Origin of the sequence: Sphingomonas sp. PvP056 (genome assembly GCF_040549155.1) — a bacterium.
Classification (GTDB): Bacteria; Pseudomonadota; Alphaproteobacteria; order Sphingomonadales; family Sphingomonadaceae; genus Sphingomonas.
In genome coordinates this window covers 230,047-249,912 of the sequence record NZ_JBEPST010000004.1, presented here as the reverse complement: position 1 = coordinate 249,912, position 19,866 = coordinate 230,047, and the positions used below count along the sequence as shown (strand labels likewise).

At 65.0% G+C, this 19,866-nt stretch carries 23 protein-coding genes; 10 read left to right on the top strand and 13 right to left on the bottom strand.

The annotated features are described in order from the left end of the window. Window positions 1-2 precede the first annotated feature (2 nt). The 4 genes from ABIC17_RS11735 (at window position 3) to ABIC17_RS11720 (ending at window position 3,964) form a co-directional block, all read left to right on the top strand. The gene (locus ABIC17_RS11735) at window positions 3-347 is read left to right on the top strand and encodes a hypothetical protein (protein ID WP_354281999.1); all 345 of its coding nucleotides are present in this window, start codon (window positions 3-5) and stop codon (window positions 345-347) included. Window positions 348-904: 557 nt separating this feature from the next. After that, complete coding sequence (locus ABIC17_RS11730; protein ID WP_354281998.1) at window positions 905-2,122, top strand: hypothetical protein; 1,218 nt, start codon at window positions 905-907, stop codon at window positions 2,120-2,122. Between the two features lie 67 nt (window positions 2,123-2,189). Beyond that, entirely contained in the window at window positions 2,190-3,437 is a 1,248-nt protein-coding gene (locus tag ABIC17_RS11725) for an alkaline phosphatase family protein (RefSeq protein ID WP_354281997.1), read from the top strand. Between the two features lie 77 nt (window positions 3,438-3,514). After that, the gene (locus tag ABIC17_RS11720) at window positions 3,515-3,964 is read left to right on the top strand and encodes a MaoC family dehydratase (RefSeq protein WP_354281996.1); all 450 of its coding nucleotides are present in this window, start codon (window positions 3,515-3,517) and stop codon (window positions 3,962-3,964) included. Window positions 3,965-3,970: 6 nt separating this feature from the next. On the opposite strand, the gene ABIC17_RS11715 is transcribed toward ABIC17_RS11720, so the two are convergent. From ABIC17_RS11715 to petA, 5 genes are all read right to left on the bottom strand, one after another. Next, complete coding sequence (locus ABIC17_RS11715; protein WP_354281995.1) at window positions 3,971-4,528, bottom strand: hypothetical protein; 558 nt, start codon at window positions 4,526-4,528, stop codon at window positions 3,971-3,973. Between the two features lie 83 nt (window positions 4,529-4,611). Further along, window positions 4,612-5,142, bottom strand: coding sequence for an adenine phosphoribosyltransferase (locus ABIC17_RS11710; protein WP_354281994.1), 531 nt, complete (start codon window positions 5,140-5,142; stop codon window positions 4,612-4,614). Between the two features lie 152 nt (window positions 5,143-5,294). After that, a complete protein-coding gene (locus ABIC17_RS11705; RefSeq protein ID WP_354281993.1) occupies window positions 5,295-6,113 on the bottom strand; it encodes a cytochrome c1 in 819 nt (272 codons plus the stop codon). A 14-nt stretch (window positions 6,114-6,127) separates the two neighbouring features. Further along, window positions 6,128-7,432, bottom strand: a complete 1,305-nt coding sequence (locus tag ABIC17_RS11700; protein WP_354281992.1) for a cytochrome b — start codon at window positions 7,430-7,432, stop codon at window positions 6,128-6,130. A 10-nt stretch (window positions 7,433-7,442) separates the two neighbouring features. After that, entirely contained in the window at window positions 7,443-8,018 is a 576-nt protein-coding gene (petA, locus tag ABIC17_RS11695) for a ubiquinol-cytochrome c reductase iron-sulfur subunit (protein ID WP_354281991.1), read from the bottom strand. Window positions 8,019-8,207: 189 nt separating this feature from the next. Between petA and ABIC17_RS11690 the strand changes: the two genes are divergently transcribed. The 3 genes from ABIC17_RS11690 (at window position 8,208) to ABIC17_RS11680 (ending at window position 10,483) form a co-directional block, all read left to right on the top strand. Next, entirely contained in the window at window positions 8,208-8,663 is a 456-nt protein-coding gene (locus ABIC17_RS11690; protein WP_354281990.1) for a tRNA (cytidine(34)-2'-O)-methyltransferase, read from the top strand. A gap of 367 nt (window positions 8,664-9,030) precedes the next feature. Then, on the top strand, window positions 9,031-9,876 hold the full coding sequence (gene hemF / locus ABIC17_RS11685) for an oxygen-dependent coproporphyrinogen oxidase (RefSeq protein ID WP_354281989.1): 846 nt from the start codon (window positions 9,031-9,033) through the stop codon (window positions 9,874-9,876). Window positions 9,877-9,892: 16 nt separating this feature from the next. Further along, window positions 9,893-10,483 (top strand): GNAT family N-acetyltransferase, encoded by a 591-nt coding sequence (locus tag ABIC17_RS11680; protein ID WP_354281988.1) that lies wholly within the window; start codon window positions 9,893-9,895, stop codon window positions 10,481-10,483. Here the strand turns inward: ABIC17_RS11680 and ABIC17_RS11675 are convergent. Both ABIC17_RS11675 and ABIC17_RS11670 read right to left on the bottom strand, forming a co-directional pair. Then, window positions 10,456-11,205, bottom strand: a complete 750-nt coding sequence (locus ABIC17_RS11675) for a hypothetical protein (RefSeq protein ID WP_354281987.1) — start codon at window positions 11,203-11,205, stop codon at window positions 10,456-10,458. The genes ABIC17_RS11680 and ABIC17_RS11675 overlap by 28 nt on opposite strands. Next, window positions 11,202-12,065 carry a hypothetical protein gene (locus ABIC17_RS11670; RefSeq protein WP_354281986.1) on the bottom strand — a complete coding sequence of 288 codons (864 nt, stop codon included), beginning with the start codon at window positions 12,063-12,065 and terminating at the stop codon, window positions 11,202-11,204. The genes ABIC17_RS11675 and ABIC17_RS11670 overlap by 4 nt, the downstream gene beginning before the upstream one ends. 131 nt (window positions 12,066-12,196) lie before the next feature. On the opposite strand from ABIC17_RS11670, the gene lipB reads away from it, so the two are divergent. The 3 genes from lipB (at window position 12,197) to ABIC17_RS11655 (ending at window position 14,122) form a co-directional block, all read left to right on the top strand. Further along, window positions 12,197-12,877, top strand: coding sequence for a lipoyl(octanoyl) transferase LipB (gene lipB, locus ABIC17_RS11665; RefSeq protein ID WP_354281985.1), 681 nt, complete (start codon window positions 12,197-12,199; stop codon window positions 12,875-12,877). A 95-nt stretch (window positions 12,878-12,972) separates the two neighbouring features. Further along, entirely contained in the window at window positions 12,973-13,236 is a 264-nt protein-coding gene (locus ABIC17_RS11660) for a hypothetical protein (protein ID WP_354281984.1), read from the top strand. A gap of 211 nt (window positions 13,237-13,447) precedes the next feature. Next, window positions 13,448-14,122 carry a hypothetical protein gene (locus ABIC17_RS11655; RefSeq protein WP_354281983.1) on the top strand — a complete coding sequence of 225 codons (675 nt, stop codon included), beginning with the start codon at window positions 13,448-13,450 and terminating at the stop codon, window positions 14,120-14,122. Window positions 14,123-14,176: 54 nt separating this feature from the next. Here ABIC17_RS11655 and queE read toward each other — a convergent pair whose 3' ends face one another. The 6 genes from queE to ABIC17_RS11625 form a co-directional block, all read right to left on the bottom strand. Next, on the bottom strand, window positions 14,177-14,809 hold the full coding sequence (gene queE, locus ABIC17_RS11650) for a 7-carboxy-7-deazaguanine synthase (protein WP_354281982.1): 633 nt from the start codon (window positions 14,807-14,809) through the stop codon (window positions 14,177-14,179). Between the two features lie 4 nt (window positions 14,810-14,813). Next, on the bottom strand, window positions 14,814-15,512 hold the full coding sequence (gene queC, locus ABIC17_RS11645; protein WP_354281981.1) for a 7-cyano-7-deazaguanine synthase QueC: 699 nt from the start codon (window positions 15,510-15,512) through the stop codon (window positions 14,814-14,816). A 199-nt stretch (window positions 15,513-15,711) separates the two neighbouring features. Next, window positions 15,712-16,137 (bottom strand): DUF3617 domain-containing protein, encoded by a 426-nt coding sequence (locus ABIC17_RS11640; RefSeq protein WP_354281980.1) that lies wholly within the window; start codon window positions 16,135-16,137, stop codon window positions 15,712-15,714. 88 nt (window positions 16,138-16,225) lie between these two features. Then, the gene (gene hslO / locus ABIC17_RS11635; RefSeq protein ID WP_354281979.1) at window positions 16,226-17,173 is read right to left on the bottom strand and encodes an Hsp33 family molecular chaperone HslO; all 948 of its coding nucleotides are present in this window, start codon (window positions 17,171-17,173) and stop codon (window positions 16,226-16,228) included. 257 nt (window positions 17,174-17,430) lie between these two features. Further along, complete coding sequence (gene argF, locus ABIC17_RS11630; RefSeq protein ID WP_354281978.1) at window positions 17,431-18,348, bottom strand: ornithine carbamoyltransferase; 918 nt, start codon at window positions 18,346-18,348, stop codon at window positions 17,431-17,433. 145 nt (window positions 18,349-18,493) lie between these two features. Next, window positions 18,494-19,693 carry an aspartate aminotransferase family protein gene (locus ABIC17_RS11625; RefSeq protein ID WP_354281977.1) on the bottom strand — a complete coding sequence of 400 codons (1,200 nt, stop codon included), beginning with the start codon at window positions 19,691-19,693 and terminating at the stop codon, window positions 18,494-18,496. Window positions 19,694-19,866: the final 173 nt, after the last annotated feature.

The window sequence follows — 19,866 nt, the reverse complement described above, 5'->3', positions numbered from 1 at the left end:
GCGTGTTCGCCCGGATGATCCTTGCGCTGTTGCTCGCCGCCTTCGCCTTTCCGGCGATGGCGAACGGGCCGTGCCATGATTCGGCTGCGATGATGCCCGGGATGATGATGGCGGCGATGGCCGCGCCGATGGCGCACCATCAGAATGCGCAACACGACCGATCCGATGAGCCGCGCGGCATGGCGGCGCATGTCTGCATCGGTTGCATTCCACCGGCGATGATCGCCCCGCGTCCGGTATCGACGCCCTTCACGTATGCGCCCATGCGCCGCGCGATCGCCGTGACGGCGTTTGCCACGGGTCCCAGCGCACCGCCGATCCTGCCCCCTCCGCGACCGACGGTCTGACTCGAGCGGCGCATTTGCGCGCCGCGCAGACCTGATCGATCCGCGAAGGACCTACGATGAACCGACCCCTGTTGGTCACGGCATGCGCCGTGGCCGCGTTGCTGCCGTCCGCGGCACGCGCGCAACATGCGATGATGCCCGGCATGAAGATGGATACGCCGAAGGCAAAGGCGAAACCCGCCCACGCGCGGCCTTCGGCGCGAGCGAAACCCGCCCCTTCCCCTCCTTCTTCGCCTTCCCCGGCGGAGGCCGGGGCCCAGTCGCGCAGCCTTGATCCCCACGCGCAGCACATGATGCCCATGGACGCCACGACTGGGCCCCGGCCTGCGCCGGGGAAGGAAAAAGGCGTGAAGCATGCCAAGCCTCAAACGTCCGCGGGCGAAGCCGACCCTGGTTCCCCTTCCACCTCCCCTTCCCCGGCGAAGGCCGGGGCCCAGGTGCGCAACCTCGATCCCCACGCGCACCACACAATGCCGATGGACACTACTGGGCCCCGGCCTGCGCCGGGGAAGCAGGGCGGGGCAACTGCGCCGACTCACATGATGTCGGACATGGGCATGGCCATGCCGGGTACCCCCGCCACGCCGCAAGACCCCCACGCCGGACACGACATGGCGGGCATGACGATGCTCCCCTTCGACGGTGCATACGGCGAAGGCCCGGGCACGTCGCGCAACCCCGGCAATGCCGGGCAAATGCTCGGCGAACACCGCATGCTCGGGCAGTGGGGCATGATGCTCCACGGCTATCTGTGGGGCACCTATACCGACCAGGGCGGCCCGCGCGGCGCCAACATGGTGTTCGTCGAATCGATGGCGATGCTGTCGGGCACGCGCGATCTGGGCAGCGGCGCGCGGCTTCAGCTCCGCACGATGATGAGCCTCGAACCGCTGATCGGCAAAGCCGGCTACCCCAATCTGTTCGCGACCGGCGAGACCGCGGACGGCGTCAATCCGTTGATCGATCGCCAGCATCCGCACGACCTGTTCATGGAATTGTCCGCGCGCGTCGACGTCGACGCCGGCAACGGCAGCGCGTTCCTCTACGGCGGCCCGGTCGCCGAGCCCGCGATCGGTCCCTCCGCCTTCATGCACCGTGCGTCCGCCACCTATGAACCGATGGCCCCGATCACCCACCACTGGTTCGACAGCACGCATATCGCCTACGGCGTTATCACCGCAGGCTATGCCGCCCCCCGCTGGCAGATCGAGGCATCGGCGTTCCGCGGGCGCGAACCCGACCAGTATCGCTGGGCGATCGAACGCCCGTCGCTTGACTCTTGGAGCGTCCGCGCGACCTGGACGCCCTCCCCCGCCTGGGCGGTCCAAGCGAGCCACGGGCAACTCAAGAGCCCCGAACAGCTCGAAGCGTTCCGCAACGAGCGGCGCACCACCGCGAGCGTGCAATATGCGCACGGCGGAGTCGCCACACTGCTCGCCTATTCGGCCAAGCATAAATTGCCGGGGCGGGTGCTGAGCGCGTGGCTGGCGGAAGTGAATTGGGACATCAACCGCCACGACACGCTGTTCGCCCGCGGCGAGAGCGTCGCCAACGACGAACTGTTCCCCGATCCGGCGAGCCCGCTCCACGACGCGAAGTTCCGCGTCGGCAAGCTGGAAGGCGGCTATGCCTACCGATTGCCGCTGGCCGGGCCGTTCGATCTGGCGCTCGGTGGGGCGGTCGGTGTTTATGCCAAACCCAAGGCACTGGATCAGGCTTACGGCACGTTCCCGGTGAGTTTCAGCCTGTTTGCCAAAGTGTCGCTGGCGCGATGAATTCGGGCTTCGTTCGTGCCGCAAGAATGTCATTGTCGTGACGCAGTTTTCGCGCAAGGGCGGAGTCATGCGTTGGACCACCCGGATTCTCGCCGCTGCGCTGTGCGCCGCTCTGCAAGCCTGCGTCACCGCGCCCGTCAATGCGCCCAGGCGGGATGCGATGGCGGCGGTGGAAGCGCCGCGCGCGCCGGTCACGATCCTGATCTCGATCGACGGTTTCCGCCCGGACTATCGCAACCGCGGCGTGACGCCCAATCTCGATGCGCTTGCAGACGGCGGGATCAGCGCGGCGATGCGGCCGTCCTTCCCCTCGGTCACTTTCCCCAACCATTATGCGATCGTCACAGGCCTGCGCCCGGATCGCAACGGGATCGTCGGCAACCGCATGGAGGACCAGCGCCGCCCGGGCGAAGTCTTCACGATGCAGAGCGACGATCCGTTCTGGTGGACCGAGGCCGAGCCGATCTGGGTGACCGCAGAAAAGGCGGGCATTCGCAGCGCGACGATGTTCTGGCCGGGCTCCAACGTCGACTGGAACGGCATCCGCCCCGATGATTGGCAGCAATACGCCCATGCCATCGATGCGCGTCAGCGGGTCGACTCGATCATTGACTGGTTGCGCCGCCCAGCGGCGACACGGCCCCGCTTCCTGACGCTCTATTTCGACGCGGTCGACAGCGCCGGACACAAATACGGCCCTGACGATGCCCATGTCACCACCGCGGTCCGCGACGTGGACACCGCGATCGGTCGCCTGCGCGCGGAACTGTCCCATCTGGGGCAACCCGCCAATCTGGTGATCGTCGCCGACCACGGGATGGCCCCGATCAGTCCGGCCCGTGTCGTGCGGATCGACAAGATGCTCCCGCCCGATGCGTTCCACGCCGTTACCGACGGTCCCTATGTCGGGCTGGATCCCGTTGCTGGGCGTGATGCGGAGGTGGCGCGTGCCCTGCTTGCCCCCCACGATCACCTGCAATGCTGGCGCAAGGGTGCGGTGCCGGAGCGTTTCCATTACGGGAAGAATGCGCGGGTCCCCGCTTTCGTATGCCTCGCCGAAACGGGCTGGCTCGCGCTGACCAAGGACGCGCCGATCGATCACCCGGTATCCGGTGGCACGCACGGCTTCGACCCCACCTCGCCCGAAATGGCCGCGCTGTTCATCGCAAACGGCCCCGCGATTCGGCCACGCGGCGCGATCACGGCATTCGACAATGTCGATGTGACGCCGCTGCTGCGCGACTTGCTCGGCCTACCGGCAGACGCGAAGCTGGACGGGGACGACACGCCGTTCCGGGAAGTAGTGGCGCGCTGATTTCCGGAAAACATACCGACCGGGGCCAAGCGAACTTGTCGCTTGCACTCGTGTCGCCGCCATCCGACACTCGCGCCATGCAGTATTTCGAAGACATCGTACCAGGGACAAAACAAGCGTTCGGTACGTATCGTGTAACGCGCGAGGAGGTGATGGCGTTCGCCAAAGCCTATGACCCGCAGCCCTTCCATCTTTCCGACGAGGCCGCCGCCGCGACGCATTTCGGTCGGCTATCCGCCAGTGGCTGGCATACCTGCGCAATGACGATGGCGATGGTCGTCGCCAATCTGGAGGCGAACCAGCAAGCCGGGCTGGGCTCCCCCGGGATCGACGCATTGCACTGGCTGAAGCCGGTCTATCCGGGCGACACGCTACGCTGCGAGACGGAGATTCTGGACAAGCGCGCGTCCCGCAGCCGGCCGGAAATGGGGAGCTATCGCAGCCAGATGACCGTGCTCAACCAGGACGATGTCGTGGTCATGACGTTCGTGTCGACCGGGCTGATCCGGACTCGCCCGATCGACTGACCCGCCTCAGCGCGGACGACCGCCACCCGAACGGCCGCCGCCCTGACGCCGCCCGCTGCTATATCCGCCCGGACGGCCGCCGGGTCGGGCACCGATGCTCCCGCGTCCGCCACGGGGAACCCCAAAGCTCCCACGATCCCCGCCGCGAACGCCATAGCTGCCGCGAAAGCCGCCACCCGGACGACCCCGTACGCCGTAATCGCGCCACATCGGGCGGATCTCCCGGCGCGCGCTGCGCCATCCCTGGGCACGGCCCTGCCAGTATCCGCGTTGCTGCGCGTTCCAGCGATACCGACGATTGGACCGGTCGAACACGTAATAGCCTGTGCCGGGATAATAGAAGTCGTTGTTCCAGCCCCAATAGGGATCGCCGGCATAGCCGCCATAATAGGGGTCCCACGCCGCATTGGCGTAGCCGGCCCCGATCCCGACACCCCCGTAGCCGCCACCGTAGCCGCCACCATAGCCGTAACCATCAGCGCAGGCACCAAGCCCCAGCGTCGCGGTCAACGCGGCGGCGGCAAAGGCCAGCTTCTTCAAAGGACGAGGTATCGAGATCGACATGGCGGGGCTCCAATGGTGGCCCGGCGCAGGTCGAGCGTGTCACACTATAACCGTTTGCGACACTACCCGTTCCGCCAGCGCGCTCAGTGCCCGGGGAAGGCGATCAGCGAATCGACCGCGATCCCGTCTCCGCGCAGTGCGTCCGCACCGCCGAGATCGGGCAAGTCGACAAGGAACTGCGCCTGTTCCACCACCGCCCCCGCCTTGCGCAGCAGCCGCACCGCGGCACGTGCGGTACCGCCGGTTGCGATCAGATCGTCGACCAGCAACACGCGTTTGCCGGGCGCGCAGGCGTCCTCGTGCATCGCGATCCGGTCGGTGCCATATTCGAGCGCATAATCCTCGGCGATCGTCACGCCGGGCAGCTTGCCGTCCTTGCGGATCAGCAAGACACCGGCGTTGAGCGGTGCGGCGAGCGCAGCCGCGAAGATGAACCCGCGCGCCTCGATCCCCGCGACCAGATCGACCGGCCCGATCGTCGCTGCCGCCATCCGCGCGATGCTTTCGGCGAAACCATGCGGGTCGAGCAGCAGCGTCGTGATGTCGCGAAACTGGATCCCCGGCTTGGGAAAGTCCGGAATGGTGCGGATCAGGGCCTTCAGATCATCGTTCACGGCGGACTTCCCTCGTCGGTCCGGCAAAAGCCGGGGGGTGCCTCCTACCCACAAGCGGGATCGCATTCACGCAAAAAAAGGCGGCCCGGGCGCTGGCCCGGACCGCCTACGATATCGGATGACGCCAGGCCGCCGCAGCGGCAGGGCGGATCTCAGTGCTTCAGGTCGCGCCAGATGTTCTGGTACGCGCCATAAGCGAGCGCCGAGAAGAACAGCAGGAACAGCACCACCGCGATCCCCGCACCATGCCGCTGCGGCAGATTGGGTTCGGCGGCCCATGCCAGGAACGCGCTGACGTCCTTGGCATTCTGGTCGACGGTCGACTTGGTCCCGTCGAGATAAGTGACCTGTCCGTCCTGCGTCAGCGGGGGCGGCATCGCGATGTTGAGGTTCGCGAAATACGGGTTGAAGTAGAGCCCGTCCGGCGTCTTCGCATCGGGGAATTTCTTGAGCAGCTCGGCGGGCTGGTCGGCATAACCGGTCAGCAGCGAATAGGTATAAGCGGTGCCGTCATGCCGCGCCTTGGTGATCAGCGACAGGTCTGGCGGGTTGCCGAGGCCGGGGTAATAGACCGTCGGGAACTTGTCGGCGGGCGTGTTGGGCCGCTCGACCTTGTCGCCGCTCTTGGGATCGATATCCACCGCCTTGACCGCCCAGTCCGCCGCGAACTTCTTCACCTGCCCAGCCGAATAGCCGAGCTGGGTCAAATCACGGAACGCGACATGCTTGAGCGAATGGCAGTTCGCGCAGACTTCCTTGTAGACCTGCAGCCCGCGCTGGAGCTGGCGCTGGTCGTAGGTTCCAAAGAAGCCGTTCGACGCGAGCGAAAGTTCCTTGGGATGCTTGTGGAATTCCTCGGTCGCGGTGGGGGCGACGGGGTCGGTGATGAGCCCCGAGATCGAGCTGAACAGAGCCAGCCCGAGGACGAAGACGAAGGCAGCCCCGACGGCCCATGAAATGTAGCGGATCATGCTCGAATTGCCCCTTATTCGGCCGGAACCGGGCTACCGCTGACCGCGGTATGCGCCGGACTTGTGCCACCCTTGCCCGCCAGCACCGCCTCGGTGATCGAGTTGGGGAGCGGACGCGGACGCTCGGTCCGTGCGACGATCGGCAGGATGATCAGGAAGTGCGCGAAGTAATAGGCCGCGCAGATCTGGCTAAGGATGACGTATACCGGCTCCGCAGGCGACCCGCCGCAATAGCCGAGGATCAGCACGTCGGCGACGAGCACCCAGAAGAACGTCCGGTACACCGGGCGATAGTTGGACGAGCGCACCGGCGAACTGTCGAGCCACGGCAGGAAGAACAGCAGCAGGATCGACCCGAACATCGCGAGCACCCCCCACAGCTTCGCGGGCAGGATGAAGTCGACCGTGAAGGCGCGCAGAATCGCGTAGAACGGCCAGAAATACCATTCGGGCACGATGTGCGCCGGCGTCTGCAGTGGGTTCGCCGGCACGTAATTGTCCGGGTGGCCAAGATAGTTTGGCGCGAAGAAGATGAGCCCTGCAAAGATCAGCAGGAAGATGCCGAGCCCGAACCCGTCCTTCGCGGTGTAATAGGGATGGAACGGCACCGTGTCCTGCTCACCCTTGACGTCCACGCCGGTCGGGTTGTTCGACCCCGGAATGTGCAGCGCCCAGATGTGCATGATGATGACGCCCGCGATCACGAACGGCAGCAGATAATGCAGCGAGAAGAAGCGGTTGAGCGCGGCATCGTCCGGCGCGTAGCCGCCCAGCAGCCAGATCCGGATCGTCTCGCCGACCACGGGGATCGCCGAGAAGAAGCCGGTGATGACCTGCGCGCCCCAGAAGCTCATCTGCCCCCAGGGGAGCACATAGCCCATGAACGCGGTCGCCATCATCAGCAGGAAGATGGTCACGCCAAGCAGCCAGATCATCTCGCGCGGGGCCTTGTACGACCCGTAATAAAGCCCGCGGAAGATGTGGATGTAGACGACGATGAAGAACATCGACGCACCGTTGGCGTGCGCATAGCGCAGGAACCAGCCCGCGTTGACGTCACGCATGATGTGCTCGACCGAATCGAACGCGACCCCGCCGTTCGCCGCATAATGCATAGCGAGGACGATGCCGGTGATGATCTGGATGCCGAGCGCGGCACCCGCGAGCACCCCGAAGTTCCAGAAATAGTTGAGGTTGCGCGGCACGGGATAGCCCGCGCCGACCGCGCCATAGACGAGGCGCGGGAGCGGCAGGCGCTCATCGATCCACTTGGTGAACCCGCTTTGCGGTGCGTAATGCTTGGCCCAGGGAAAACTCATCGTTCTATCCTCAACCCACCGTGACCGTTGTCGGCGTCGTGAATGCATATTCCGGAACCGCCAGATTGGTCGGTGCCGGGCCTTTGCGGATGCGCGCAGCGGTATCGTATTGCGACCCGTGGCACGGGCAGAAATAGCCGCCGTACTGGCCGCGATTCTCGCTTGCGACGATGCCCTGCGGGATGCAGCCGAGATGGGTGCACACGCCGAGCGTGATCAGCCAGTTCTTCTTGCCCTTGGTCCGCTGCTCGAGTGTCTCGGGGTCGCGCAGTTCGGACAGCGCCACCTTGTCAGCGGCGGCAATCTCGGCAGGCGTGAGGTTGCGGACGAACAAAGGCTGTTTGCGGAACGAGGTGACGATGCCGGACCCCGCCTCGATCTTCGAGAGATCCACCTCGGTCGTCGACAGGGCTAGCACGTCGGCGGAGGGGTTCATCTGGTTGATCAGCGGGACGATCGCGACCACGCCACCGACACCGGCGGCGGCGACTGCCGCGATATTGAGAAAGTCGCGACGGCGCGGCGCTGTCTCGTCGAATGGAGTGGGATCTTCCCCAATTGGCACGGCGGAATCGACTGTTGCCATTGAATAGCCCTTGTACCTCTGCCCTTCGCCCATCTGCTACGTGGCGACGGTCGTTCGTTCATATTGGGAAGAGCGGACACGAATGTGCCCGTCTGCCAGTCGCCCCCGCACCGTAGTTAGGGACGGTTCATGTTAGACGGCGTAACGACATTTTGCCAACAGCAATTCGTGCGTGGTAGCGGGCTGTCGATGCGTATCGCCCTTTACCAACCCGATATCGCCGGCAACGTCGGCGCCATTCTCCGTCTCGGCGCGTGCCTCGGCGTTCCCGTCGATGTGATCGAGCCGACCGGTTTCACCTGGAGCGACAAGGCGCTCGCGCGGTCCGGAATGGACTATGCGGATACCGTCGACGTGACCCGGCACGCCGACTGGGATGCGTTCCTGCCGACCGTGACGGGCCGGCTGGTGTTGTTGACGACCCGCGGCGGGACTCGGCTCGACGCCGCGACCTTTGCGGCCGATGATACGCTGCTGCTCGGATCCGAGGGCAGCGGCGTCCCCGACAGTATCCATGCACTCGCCGATGTCGCGGTGCGAATCCCGCTTGCGGCGGGGATGCGGTCGCTCAACATCGCGGTGGCGGCGGGAATCGGGGTCGCGGAGGCGCTGCGGCAGACCGGCGGCTGGCCACACGACCCGTGATCCGACATTCCCTCAGCATCCGTCAATTCCGCGCAGGCGGTCAGCCAGTATGGATCCCGGCCTCCGCGAGACCTTTGATAAAGTAGGATTACGGACCCGCCCTTTGCTGTTTTCCCGCGAAGGCGGGAATCCAGAGCCGAGCAGAACAACGGCTTACAATTCTCGCGACTCCTGGACTCCCGCCTTCGCGGGAGAACACTTATGGTCTCGAAGAGGACATGCCGCCGCGGGGATGACGGAATGGGGGGATGACCGAATGCAGGAACGGCAAAAACGGGACGTAGCCCCCTAAGCACCTTTACCAATGGTTCACCCCGCGCACCGTGACGAGTAGAGCCCCTCCCCATCACAACAGGACAGCTAAGCCGTGGACATTGCACTCGACCCCGAACAGGCCCGCGCTCGCACATGGTTCGAGCTGTTGCGCGACCAGATCTGCGCTGAATTCGTCGCGATCGAGCGCGAGGCGGGTTCGGATGCCGACTTCGAGTACACGCCATGGGATCGCACCGATCCCGATGGCTCGCCCGGCGGCGGCGGCGTACGCGGGGTGATGAAGGGCAAGGTGTTCGAGAAGGTCGGCGTCAACGTCTCCACGGTCGGCGGTACGTTCGAGGGCGATTTCGCCAAGTCGATCCACGGCGCGGCGGAAAACCCGAGCTTCTTCGCAACCGGAATCAGCCTGGTGGCACACATGGCCAATCCGCATGTGCCCGCCGTCCACATGAACACGCGTTTCCTCGTCACGACCAAGCGCTGGTTCGGCGGCGGCGCGGATCTCAACCCGCCATTGCCCTATGCCGAGGATACCGACGAGTTCCACGACGTGCTGAAGGCCGCGTGCGACCCGCACGGTGCCGATTATTACGATCGCTACGCCAAATGGGCGGACGAGTATTTCTACATCCCGCACCGCAAGGTCCATCGCGGCGTGGGCGGCATCTTCTGCGATCACCTCGAGGGCGACTTCGACGCGAACTTCGCGTTCATTCAGGATATCGGGCGCGCGTTCCTCGACGTTTACCCACGAATCGTACGGCGGCGCATGAACCTGCCGTTCACCGCCGCCGACACCGCCCAGATGCTCGAGTGGCGTGGGCGTTACGCCGAGTTCAACCTCGTCTATGACCGGGGCACGCTGTTCGGGCTCAAGACGGGGGGCAATATCGATGCGATCCTGATGAGCCTGCCGCCGCTCGCGACATGGTCCTGAACACGGTCGGCATCGCATGGCGTTGATTCCGGTTCGCGAGAATGAGGTCGCCGCGGTGGTCACGACGCTGGAAATGCGTCGACGCCCGCCGCTGCGACCGCTTCCTGCAGCACCGCTGCGGCTGGTGCGCTGGCATCAGCCCGACGCGGACAAATATCGCGCGCTGTTCCGCCGCGTCGGCGCGCCGTGGCTGTGGTTCTCGCGGCTGGTGATCGACGAAGCCGCACTGCTGAAGATCATCCACGACCCCGCCGTCCAGGTCTTTGCCGCGATCGATGCCGCCGGGATCGAGGTCGGGTTCCTCGAACTCGACTTCCGGCAAAACGCCGCGTGCGAAATCTGCTACTTCGCGTTGATCCCGGAACTCGCGGGTCGAGGGCTGGGACGGTGGCTGATGGCGGAGGCACTCACCCGCGGCTGGGGCAAGGACATCAAGCGCGTCTGGCTACACACTTGCTCGCTCGATCATCCGTCTGCGCTCAACTTCTACCGCAAACAGGGGTTCGAGCCGACCCGACGGACGGTCGAGACCTTCGTCGACCCGCGCCTCAGCGGTCACCTGCCCCCCGACAGCGCGCCTCACATTCCCTTGTTGAGCCGTCGATAGAGCGCAACCTGGATCAGCAAGGTCGTGACCATTCCGATCGTCACGCCTGCCGCCGCCCCCACCTGAAGAATCGCGGCGACAACGGGGTTTGCGAGCGGTGCCCCGGCCAATGCCGCGCCGATGCTGCGGAACGGCAGTGCCAGGATGTCGCCCATCAACACCGTGATGCACGCAAGCCCCATCAGGATCAGCCCGTGACCGCGCGTCAACCGGAAGCTCTGCGTAAAGGCGGCGATCACCCCCATCGAGGGTTTGCCGATCAGCAACGGCAGCGCGAGGAGCAACCGCCCCTGCAAGTACAAGCCGGGCAGGAACAGCAGCAGCGTGCCCAGGCTGACCGGGAACGACATCAGCAGCGACAGCAGCACGACGCGTGGCAACAGCGCCAGCGCCTGCAGCAACGCGCCCTGCGCGGTCGGGCGATCACGGTCGAGATACAGGAACAGCACGGTTGCACTGCCGAACAGCAGGATGATCGACAGGGCGATGACCGGCAAGCTGTACACTTGCGACCACGCCTGAACGGCGGCCAGCCAGGCGCTCGTTTCCTCGGCATTGCTTGGCAGCGCGGGCGGCCTTGCCACGAACATCGCAAGCGCGATTTGCGGTACGAGCAGCAGCAGCCCGCACACCCCGATCAACACATCGCGATCGCGCTTCGCCATCGCCCACGCGTCGCGCAGGACCGCTGCGATATCGAGTCTTGCCAGTGCCTGTTTCATGCGCCCTCGACGATCGCGGCAAACGGGCCCGACGCATCCTTTGCGTCGCGCAATGCCAGATACAGTTTTGCCAGAAACGCGAACGCCAGCACCGAGAACAGCGTCGAGACGATCGCCACCACGCACGCCGTGAGGATTGCTGACAACGACATCAGTCCAACGCCCCCGATCAGGATGCCGAACACCGCACCCGCCACCATCCGTGCGGCCAGTCCGGCGATCTGCGACACGATCAGATACAGCAGGATCACGCCCATGATCTTGAGCGCGCTTCCGCGGGTCAGGCGAAACGCGCGGGCGAACACCCCCAGCCCGCGATGTTCGTTGATCAGCGTGGGGTAGATCACCGACAGGCGCGCAACGATCCACAACAGCACCGGCAGCAGCACGAGCGAATAGAGGCTCGCAAGCAGCACGATCGGCGCGCTGACGGTTTCGAGCGACGGTTGCACCGTCGTCTGCCCCGTCATCTGCGCCATCGGAATACCGCTCATCGCGAAACCGATCATCGCAGGAAGGAAAAGCGCGAACACTGCGATCAGGGCAATGGCATTGACGGCAACCACGGGAAGGAAGCGACGGTTGGCGGTTCGGACCGCCCCGCTCCGGCCTGCGGCCGGGTCGATCGCGAGCGCAGTCACCGCGACCGCGCCCCAGTTGCTCGCCAGCGACAGGATCACGACCAGGATGCCCGCGACCGAACTCCCCGTCAGCCCGATCGCGCCGACCAGCGGCACGAGATTCCCGATCAGCGCGATCGGCAAAAACATGCCCAACAGCACGATCGGCGTCAGCGGCGCGAGATTGTCGCCGACGAACTCGGTCGTCCGGTCCCATACCGTACTCATCGTCGCCGTCACATGTGGTCTCCCCGTCTGTCGACCCATAAGGGACGCCTGCCCCGAAAAGCGCATTGGCGCGCTGTTAGCGCAACGCCGGACAGCTTGCCAATGACTTGCACCCGCGGCGCGACTGGAGCAATCGAGCAAGGGTGGACCATCTTCCCGACGACATCGAATGGCGCATCGCCCCCGCCCCCGTTCCCTATGCGGAAGCCCTCGCTGAAATGGAGGCGCGCGCGGCGGCGGTCGCCGAGGGTCAAGCACGCGAATTGATCTGGCTGCTCGAACATCCCCCCGTCTACACCGGCGGCACCAGCGCGGACCCCGCCGACCTGCGCAATCCGCAGTTTCCCGTGATCGGCACGGGACGCGGCGGGCAGTATACCTACCACGGCCCCGGCCAGCGCATCGGCTATGTCGTCCTCGACCTTACCCGGCGTGGGCGCGATGTGCGCCAGTTCGTCCATGCGCTCGAAGGGTGGGTGATCGATACGTTAGGGGATCTGGGGATCACCGCGTTCCGCGCGCCGGGGCGGATCGGGATCTGGACGACGGTGCCCGATCCGGTCTTTCCGCAAAGCACGACCGAAGCCAAGATCGGCGCGATCGGGGTGCGCGTGCGCCGCTGGGTGACGCTCCACGGTTTTTCGGTCAATCTCTCGCCCGACCTGTCCCATTTTGCGGGAATCGTCCCCTGCGGCATTGCCGACTTTGGCGTGACCAGCGCGGAAGCGCTTGATACGCCGATCGATTTTGCAACCTTTGATGCCGCCCTGGCGTTGCGACTTCCAGCCTTCCTAGAAACTCATTCTTTGGGGCGGCAAAACTAGGCTTGAGGGCCAGACGTATTACGACTAATGTCCACCACGGTTTGGGTATTAAAGGTCTCGAGACCTGCCAATCCATCTATCTAGGGAGCTTTCCAATGCGTGCATTCATTTCCAAGGTCGCTGCTGGTTCGATGATCGCTGTTGCAGCGATCGCGATTTCGGCTTGCACTCCGAAGACCGAGACGACGACGACCGACAACACGATGGTCACCGACCTGAACTCGACCGACACGATGGCAACGTCGACCAACGACACGATGACGTCGACCGACGGCGCGATGGCAAACGACGGTGGCATGATGGCGAACGACACCATGATGATGTCGAACACCACGACCACGACCACGAACGCGATGTAATCTTCCCTCACGGGAAACATCGTTGAAGGGGCCGCTCGGGAAACCGGGCGGCCCCTTTCGATTCGTGGCATGCGGGGCGTCGCCGGGCCGGATTTTTCTAATCGGAATCGAGGCGATTTCAGACTTGGTTTGCGACGGGCCGATCGGCTAAAAGAGTTGGGAAGCTCCGCGAAAAGCCGTAAGCGCTGCTGCGTGAATCGAGAGGGAACGAATGACCGTGTTGCGTATTTTCGCTGCGTTGACCGCCACTTGCGGCGTCGCGCTGGCAACTCCTGCTTCGGCGCAGTTCTTTTTCCAGTCGCATGACATGACGGCACCGCCCATCTCGGGCGATGAGCCCGGCCAGCTCGCGCTGCCGGATGCGACACCTGCGGAAGTGCGCGCCAATCTGCTGTGGAACCTCCGCTCCGCCCTCAACGTCGCGGCGCTGCAATGTCAGTTCGAGCCGACGTTGCTCAACGTCGAAAACTACAATGTGATGATCAACAATCACAAGGACGAGCTCAAGACCGCGTTCGACACGCTGGTGAAGTACTTCAACCGCGTCAACAAGACGCCTAAGGCCGGTCAGGCCGCGCTCGACCGGTTCGGCACGCGGACCTATTCGTCGTTCACGACGGTCGGCGCGCAATACGGCTTCTGCCAGACCGCGTCGCAGATCGCGACCAGCGCCGCTTATGCAAAGCGCGGTGAGCTGTACAAGGTCGCGATCGCCGACATGGGCACGCTCCGCAACTCGCTGACGCCCTGGGGTGAGCAGCGCTTTGCCCGCCGCCCCCGAATCGAGACGCGCGTTTCGGTCCCCCGGTTCGATGAGATGTGCTGGTCCAAGAACGGCGAGTGGGTTTCGCGGCGTTGCGGCGAGTTCAAGGCGACCTTGCGCTGATACGACCGCCCAGGTGCGGGATGCGGCGCAACGCCTGCACCCCCCACTGGACGGCTAGCGCAGGCCCAGGGTCTTGTGCGCCTGCAACGTCAACCGCCACCGCGGCCGCGCCATGACAAGGTCGATCGCCGCCGCATGGTTCGCAACCGCATCGACACTGTCGAGCGGCTGGATCAGATGGTGTGCAAAATCCCACCGTTCCAGCTCGGCGACGTCGCTCCCCGGCTGCGGCCATACCAGCTTCAGCTCGTCGCCCTGCCGCTGAACCACCACGCTGCCCGCCTTGGGGCTGATGCACACCCAGTCGATGCCGGGATGCGCGGCCAGCGTCCCGTTGCTCTCCATCGCGATCGTGAATCCGGCGTGATGAAACGCCTCGACCAGCGCGTCGTCGATCTGGAGCATCGGTTCGCCACCGGTCAGAACAACGAACCGTTCGCTCAGACCCTCGCCCCAAAAGTCGACCGCCGCTGCCACCAATTGCGTCGCGTCGGCGAACCGGCCCCCACCCGCACCATCGGTACCGATGAAATCGGTATCGCAGAACCGGCAGACCGCAGTAGCGCGGTCCTGTTCGCGCCCCGACCACAGGTTGCAGCCGGCAAAGCGCACAAACACCGCGCGACGCCCCGCCTGAACGCCCTCCCCCTGGAGCGTCAGGAACATCTCCTTGACCGCATAGCTCATGCCATCAGACCGCGTAGCGCGTCGGATCGGGCAGGCCAGCGTCCTCGAAGCCCTTCTTGCGCAGGCGACAACTGTCGCACGTTCCGCAATGCAGCCCCTCCGGGGTCGGATCGTAGCAGGACCAGCTCATCCCCGCGTCGAGCCCAAGCCGGTCGCATTCGCGCACGATATCGGCCTTGGTCATGTGCTGCAGCGGCGCGTGGATCTTGAACGGTTCGCCCTCAACCCCGGCCTTGGTGGCAAGCTCCGCCAACCCTTCGAACGCCGCGATGAACTCTGGTCGGCAATCCGGATAGCCCGAGTAATCGAGCGCGTTCACCCCGATGAACAGGTCGCGTGCACCCGCGGCCTCGGCCCAGCCAAGCGCAAGGCTAAGGAAGATCGTGTTGCGTGCCGGAACATAGGTCACCGGAATACCCGGCAGCACGCCCTCCTTGGGGACGTCGATGTCCGCGGTCAGCGCGGACCCGCCGAACGCGGACAGGTCGAGCGGCAGGACGATGTGCCGCTCCGCCCCCAGCGCCTTGGCAATCGTGCCGGCGGCATCGAGTTCGCAGCGGTGCCGTTGATTGTAATCCACCGAAAGCGCGAACAGGCGGTAGCCGTCCGCTTTCGCCCGTGCGGCGGATACCATCGAATCTAGCCCGCCCGATACCAGCACGACGGCTGCAGGGGCGACCTTTGGGGTCTTTTGATCTGTCATGATGCGCCGGTAGATAAGCGCCGTCCCCGCGACACGCAAGCACGCCGCCCTGGATGGCTGCTGCACAGAAAAATGGGCCGCCCGTAAGCGACCCAGGGGGTGCCCGAGTATGGGCAGATCAGGAGAAAGCTTTCCGTCTGGAATGCAGTCTTTGATCTACCCCCCAATGCGTAAATGAAACACTAACGATACCGCCGGATCAGTGCACGCGTGCACCCGGCGTGCAGGCCCCGATGTATCGCGCCTCGAACGAATCCTCGAACGGCGCGCCGTTGATGATGCCCTGCGTATCGAGGTTAAAGGAACGCGGCGTAGCGACCTTTACGGTGGTCTGCCCGTGGCTTCCCTGGCAGGTGTAGTGCACCGCAGTGGCGTTCGCGTCGTTGACCGTGACGGTGTGCTGGCATTGCGCGACATCATGTCCGTAATGGATCAACACACGCGGGTCCCGGATGCAGAGCGTGCGGGTTTCGGGATTGGTCCCGATTTCCTTCAACTGCCACTGCCCTCGTTCGACCCGTGCCAGCGCCACGAGCGCAGGATTCGCTGCCGCCGTCGCAAGCCCGCCGCCCAACACCAGGGCAATGCCGGCCAGCGAAGCCCGCACCATGTTCCGATTCTTCATGATCATCCTAGACGTCCCCGCCGAACCTGCTGCACGCCTGCCGCGCACCGCTGCCGCCTTGACCGCTATCTGGGGAGTGCGCGCCGACTTACAATGACGCAGGCGTAACAATCTCGAGTGCGGCGGGAACCGGAAACTTCTGCGCACAGAACGCACAATCGACGACGATAATGCCATCGGCGTCGGCCATGTCGCGCTGTTCTTCGGGCGGGAATTTGGCAAGAACAGACGCAATATAGTCGGGCGAACACCGGCAGCCGCGCACGAAGCGTGTCTCGCCCTGTACGCGCACTTCGGTCTCTTCGTTGAACAACCGCCATACCAGCATTTCCAATGCCAGCGCGGGATCGGCTAGTTCTTCTGGCTTCATCGTGCTGCCCAGGATCGCGACATGCTCCCATTCGGGGTGGTCCAGCCGGGTGTGGATCCGGTCACGTCCGTCCTCGCCCTCCGGCAGATGCTGCAACAGCAACCCGCCCGCGACACGGCCGTCGGCACCATTGCCGTGCATTCCGACGCGGATGAGGGTGGGGATTTGCTCGGACTGGAGGAAATAATGCTCTGCCGCTTGGCTCAGCGAATCGCCATCGAGCGGGACGATCCCCTGATAGCGTTCCCCGGTGGTCGACTGGTCGAAAGTGATCGCCAGATACCCCTTGCCGAACAGCGCGTAGAGGCTCGGGTCGGCGGGCGCTTCGGCGAGCCGCTCGGCATCGAAATCGACATAGCCGCGCAGTTCGCCGCCGCGGTAATCGCATACCAGCAGCTTGACGATCCCGCCCTCGGTCTGCGCCTGCATCGTGAGCTGGCCGCCTGCTTCCTTGAGCGTCGAGCCGATCAGCGCAGCCAGCGTCAGCGCCTCGGTCAGCAGCGCCTCGATCGGTGCAGGATAGGCGTGCGCGGCGAGGATCGTGTCGAGCACCGGCGCAAGGCGCACGATCCGGCCGCGGGCATGGCGCGCGGGGATGGTGAAACCGATCGCGCGATCGGTGTCGGCGGGGGTGGTGGGGACGGGGCTGGTTGGAACGGGGGTCATGCTTCTACCTCTGAACTTTGGTACCCCGCCCTCTTCCGTTCGTGCTGAGTAGAGACCGAGTAGCCCCTCTTCGGGGCGTATCGAGGGCGTGTATCGAAGCACAGGACGCGCGCGCCAACCTGTCCTTCGATACACGCCCTCGATACGGCTTCGCCTACTCGGTCGCTACTCAGGACGAACGGGAAAAAGAGAGGCGTCGAGCGAGACGACACCCTCGGGACAACAGAACCAAGAAGATAGGAACCCCCAGCCCCCAATCAACCGATCTGCCCGAAGCACCACCGCAGCACCGATTTCTGCGCATGCAGCCGATTCTCGGCCTCGGGCCAGATCAGCGACTGCGGCCCGTCGATCACTTCCGCGGTCACTTCCTCGCCGCGATGCGCGGGGAGGCAGTGGAGGAACTTCGCATCGGGCTTCGCAGTCGCCATCAGCGCAGCGTCGACCTGATACGGCCACATCGCCGCGAGCTTGGTCTCGGCGTGATCCTGCCCCATCGATATCCACGTGTCGGTGACGATCACGTCCGCGCCCTCCACCGCTTCCTTGGCGGTGCCGACGATGCGCGCACGCCCCTTGCCCAGCGCGACGTCGCTTTCGGGCGGCATGAACCCCTGCGGGCACGCCGCAACCACGTCGAACTGCATCAGCCCGGCGGCCTCCATGATCGACGCGAGTACGTTGTTACCGTCCCCAAGCCATGCGACCTTGAGGCCGGGGAGCGGCTTGCCCGCTTCCATCAGCGTCAGCAGGTCGGCCATGATCTGGCACGGGTGCGAATTGTCGGTCAGGCCGTTGATCACCGGGATGGTCGCGTGGCGCGCCATCTCTTCGAGCTTCTCGTGGTCATCGGTGCGCAGCATGATCGCATCGCAATAGCCCGACAGGACGCGCGCGGTATCCGCGACGGTCTCGCCGCGCCCGAGTTGCGTCGTGCCCGCGTCGAGAATCACGCTGTTCCCGCCCAACTGGCGGATCGCCATGTCGAAGCTGACGCGCGTGCGGGTCGAGTTCTTCTCGAACACCATCGCGAGCGTGTGCCCGGCGAGCGGTGCGTCGGCATCCGGCTTGCCCTTGGGCCAGCCCGCGCGTGCGGCCTTGCGGTCGAGCGCATCGGCAAGCATCGCGGCGACGCCGTCGGGACCCGCGTCCGAGAGACTAAGGAAATTGCGCATCATGCCTCCCTCTTCCCGCTCGCGGGGAGAGGGCAAGCGAGCGCAGCGAAGCGCGGGAGAGGGGCAGTCACGCGGACGGCAGTGTCAGGCACTGCCCCTCTCCCCGACCCTCTCCCCGCAAGCGGGGAGAGGGAGACTTGCGCGCTCACGCCGCCACCGCCAGCGCGGTATACGCCCGCGCGCCGTCGCTCAGCTTCTGGACGAACTCGGTAATATGCGCCTCCTCGATCACGAGCGGCGGAAGCACGCGGACGACGTTCTCGCCCGCTGCGACCGTCAGCAGCCCGTGATGATCGCGCAGATGCGCGACGAAATCGCGCGCGACCGCGCTGTCCTTGAGCTTGATGCCGAACATCAGCCCCTTGCCGCGGACACCCTCGAAGATCTGGTCGTGGTTCGGGATCATCTGCTCGACCGACGTACGCAGCCGCTCGCCCATCGCCGTCACGTGCTCGAGGAAACCGGGTTCGAGCATCACGTCGAGGATCGCCTCGCCCGCCGCCATTGCGAGCGGGTTGCCGCCATAGGTCGAGCCATGCGTACCGAACACCATGCCCTTGGCCGCTTCCTCGGTCGCGAGACACGCGCCGAGCGGGAAGCCGCCGCCGATGCCCTTGGCCGAGGAGAGGATATCGGGGGTGATGCCGTAATGCTCATAGGCCCACATCTTGCCCGTCCGGCCATAGCCGCACTGGACTTCGTCGAGCACCAACAACAGGCCATGCTCATCGCACGCCTTGCGCAGGCCCTGGAGGAACTCCGGGGTAGCGGCGGAGACACCGCCCTCGCCCTGAATCGTCTCGACCATGAAGCCAGCAGTCGTATCATCGATCAGCGCGAGCGCCGCTTCCAGATCGTTGAACGGTGCGTAGGCAAAGCCCGGCAGCAACGGCTCGAACCCGTCGCGCATCTTGGGCTGGTTGGTCGCCGAGATCGCGCCCATCGTGCGCCCATGGAACGCGTTGTTGAAGGTGATCAGCATGGTCCGCTGCGGGTTGCCGGTGACGAAATGATAGCGCCGCGCGGTCTTGATCGCGCATTCGACCGCTTCGGTGCCCGAATTGGTGAAGAACACCGTGTCCGCGAACGAACTCTCGACGATCCGCTGCGCGAGATGCTCGCCCTGTGGGGAACCGTAGAGGTTGGAGACGTGCATCAGCGTCGCGGCCTGCTCGGCGATCGCCTTGACCAGCGCGGGGTGGCCGTGGCCGAGCGCGTTGACCGCGATCCCGGCGGCGAAGTCGAGATATTGCGCGCCATCCTCGCCGTAGAGATAGACGCCCTCGCCGCGCACCGGACGCACGCCACACCGTGGGTATACGGGCATCAGGGCTGGGGTCGACACGACGCGTCTCCTTCAAAAAGCAAAAGGGCGACCTGTACGGTCGCCCGATCACGGTTTTTACGGAGATTGGGGGGCGAGCGCAACACCATGTGTTGGTGGTTGCGTGTCGGGCTCAGGCGGGGCGTTTCATAGGAAGGGATTTATCACGCAAAGGCGCAAAGGCGCGAAGAGAA

Coding starts and splice junctions, on each gene's coding strand:
- ABIC17_RS11655 (WP_354281983.1), top strand. CDS start 13,448: ATGACCGTGTTGCGTATTTTCGCTGCGTTGACCGCCACTTGCGGCGTC.
- ABIC17_RS11700 (WP_354281992.1), bottom strand. CDS start 7,432: ATGAGTTTTCCCTGGGCCAAGCATTACGCACCGCAAAGCGGGTTCACC.
- ABIC17_RS11715 (WP_354281995.1), bottom strand. CDS start 4,528: ATGTCGATCTCGATACCTCGTCCTTTGAAGAAGCTGGCCTTTGCCGCC.
- queE (WP_354281982.1), bottom strand. CDS start 14,809: ATGAGCTATGCGGTCAAGGAGATGTTCCTGACGCTCCAGGGGGAGGGC.
- ABIC17_RS11640 (WP_354281980.1), bottom strand. CDS start 16,137: ATGAAGAATCGGAACATGGTGCGGGCTTCGCTGGCCGGCATTGCCCTG.
- ABIC17_RS11675 (WP_354281987.1), bottom strand. CDS start 11,205: ATGAAACAGGCACTGGCAAGACTCGATATCGCAGCGGTCCTGCGCGAC.
- queC (WP_354281981.1), bottom strand. CDS start 15,512: ATGACAGATCAAAAGACCCCAAAGGTCGCCCCTGCAGCCGTCGTGCTG.
- petA (WP_354281991.1), bottom strand. CDS start 8,018: ATGGCAACAGTCGATTCCGCCGTGCCAATTGGGGAAGATCCCACTCCA.
- ABIC17_RS11680 (WP_354281988.1), top strand. CDS start 9,893: ATGGCGTTGATTCCGGTTCGCGAGAATGAGGTCGCCGCGGTGGTCACG.
- ABIC17_RS11705 (WP_354281993.1), bottom strand. CDS start 6,113: ATGATCCGCTACATTTCATGGGCCGTCGGGGCTGCCTTCGTCTTCGTC.
- hslO (WP_354281979.1), bottom strand. CDS start 17,173: ATGACCCCCGTTCCAACCAGCCCCGTCCCCACCACCCCCGCCGACACC.
- ABIC17_RS11720 (WP_354281996.1), top strand. CDS start 3,515: ATGCAGTATTTCGAAGACATCGTACCAGGGACAAAACAAGCGTTCGGT.
- ABIC17_RS11730 (WP_354281998.1), top strand. CDS start 905: ATGGCCATGCCGGGTACCCCCGCCACGCCGCAAGACCCCCACGCCGGA.
- ABIC17_RS11690 (WP_354281990.1), top strand. CDS start 8,208: ATGCGTATCGCCCTTTACCAACCCGATATCGCCGGCAACGTCGGCGCC.
- ABIC17_RS11725 (WP_354281997.1), top strand. CDS start 2,190: ATGCGTTGGACCACCCGGATTCTCGCCGCTGCGCTGTGCGCCGCTCTG.
- argF (WP_354281978.1), bottom strand. CDS start 18,348: ATGCGCAATTTCCTTAGTCTCTCGGACGCGGGTCCCGACGGCGTCGCC.
- ABIC17_RS11660 (WP_354281984.1), top strand. CDS start 12,973: ATGCGTGCATTCATTTCCAAGGTCGCTGCTGGTTCGATGATCGCTGTT.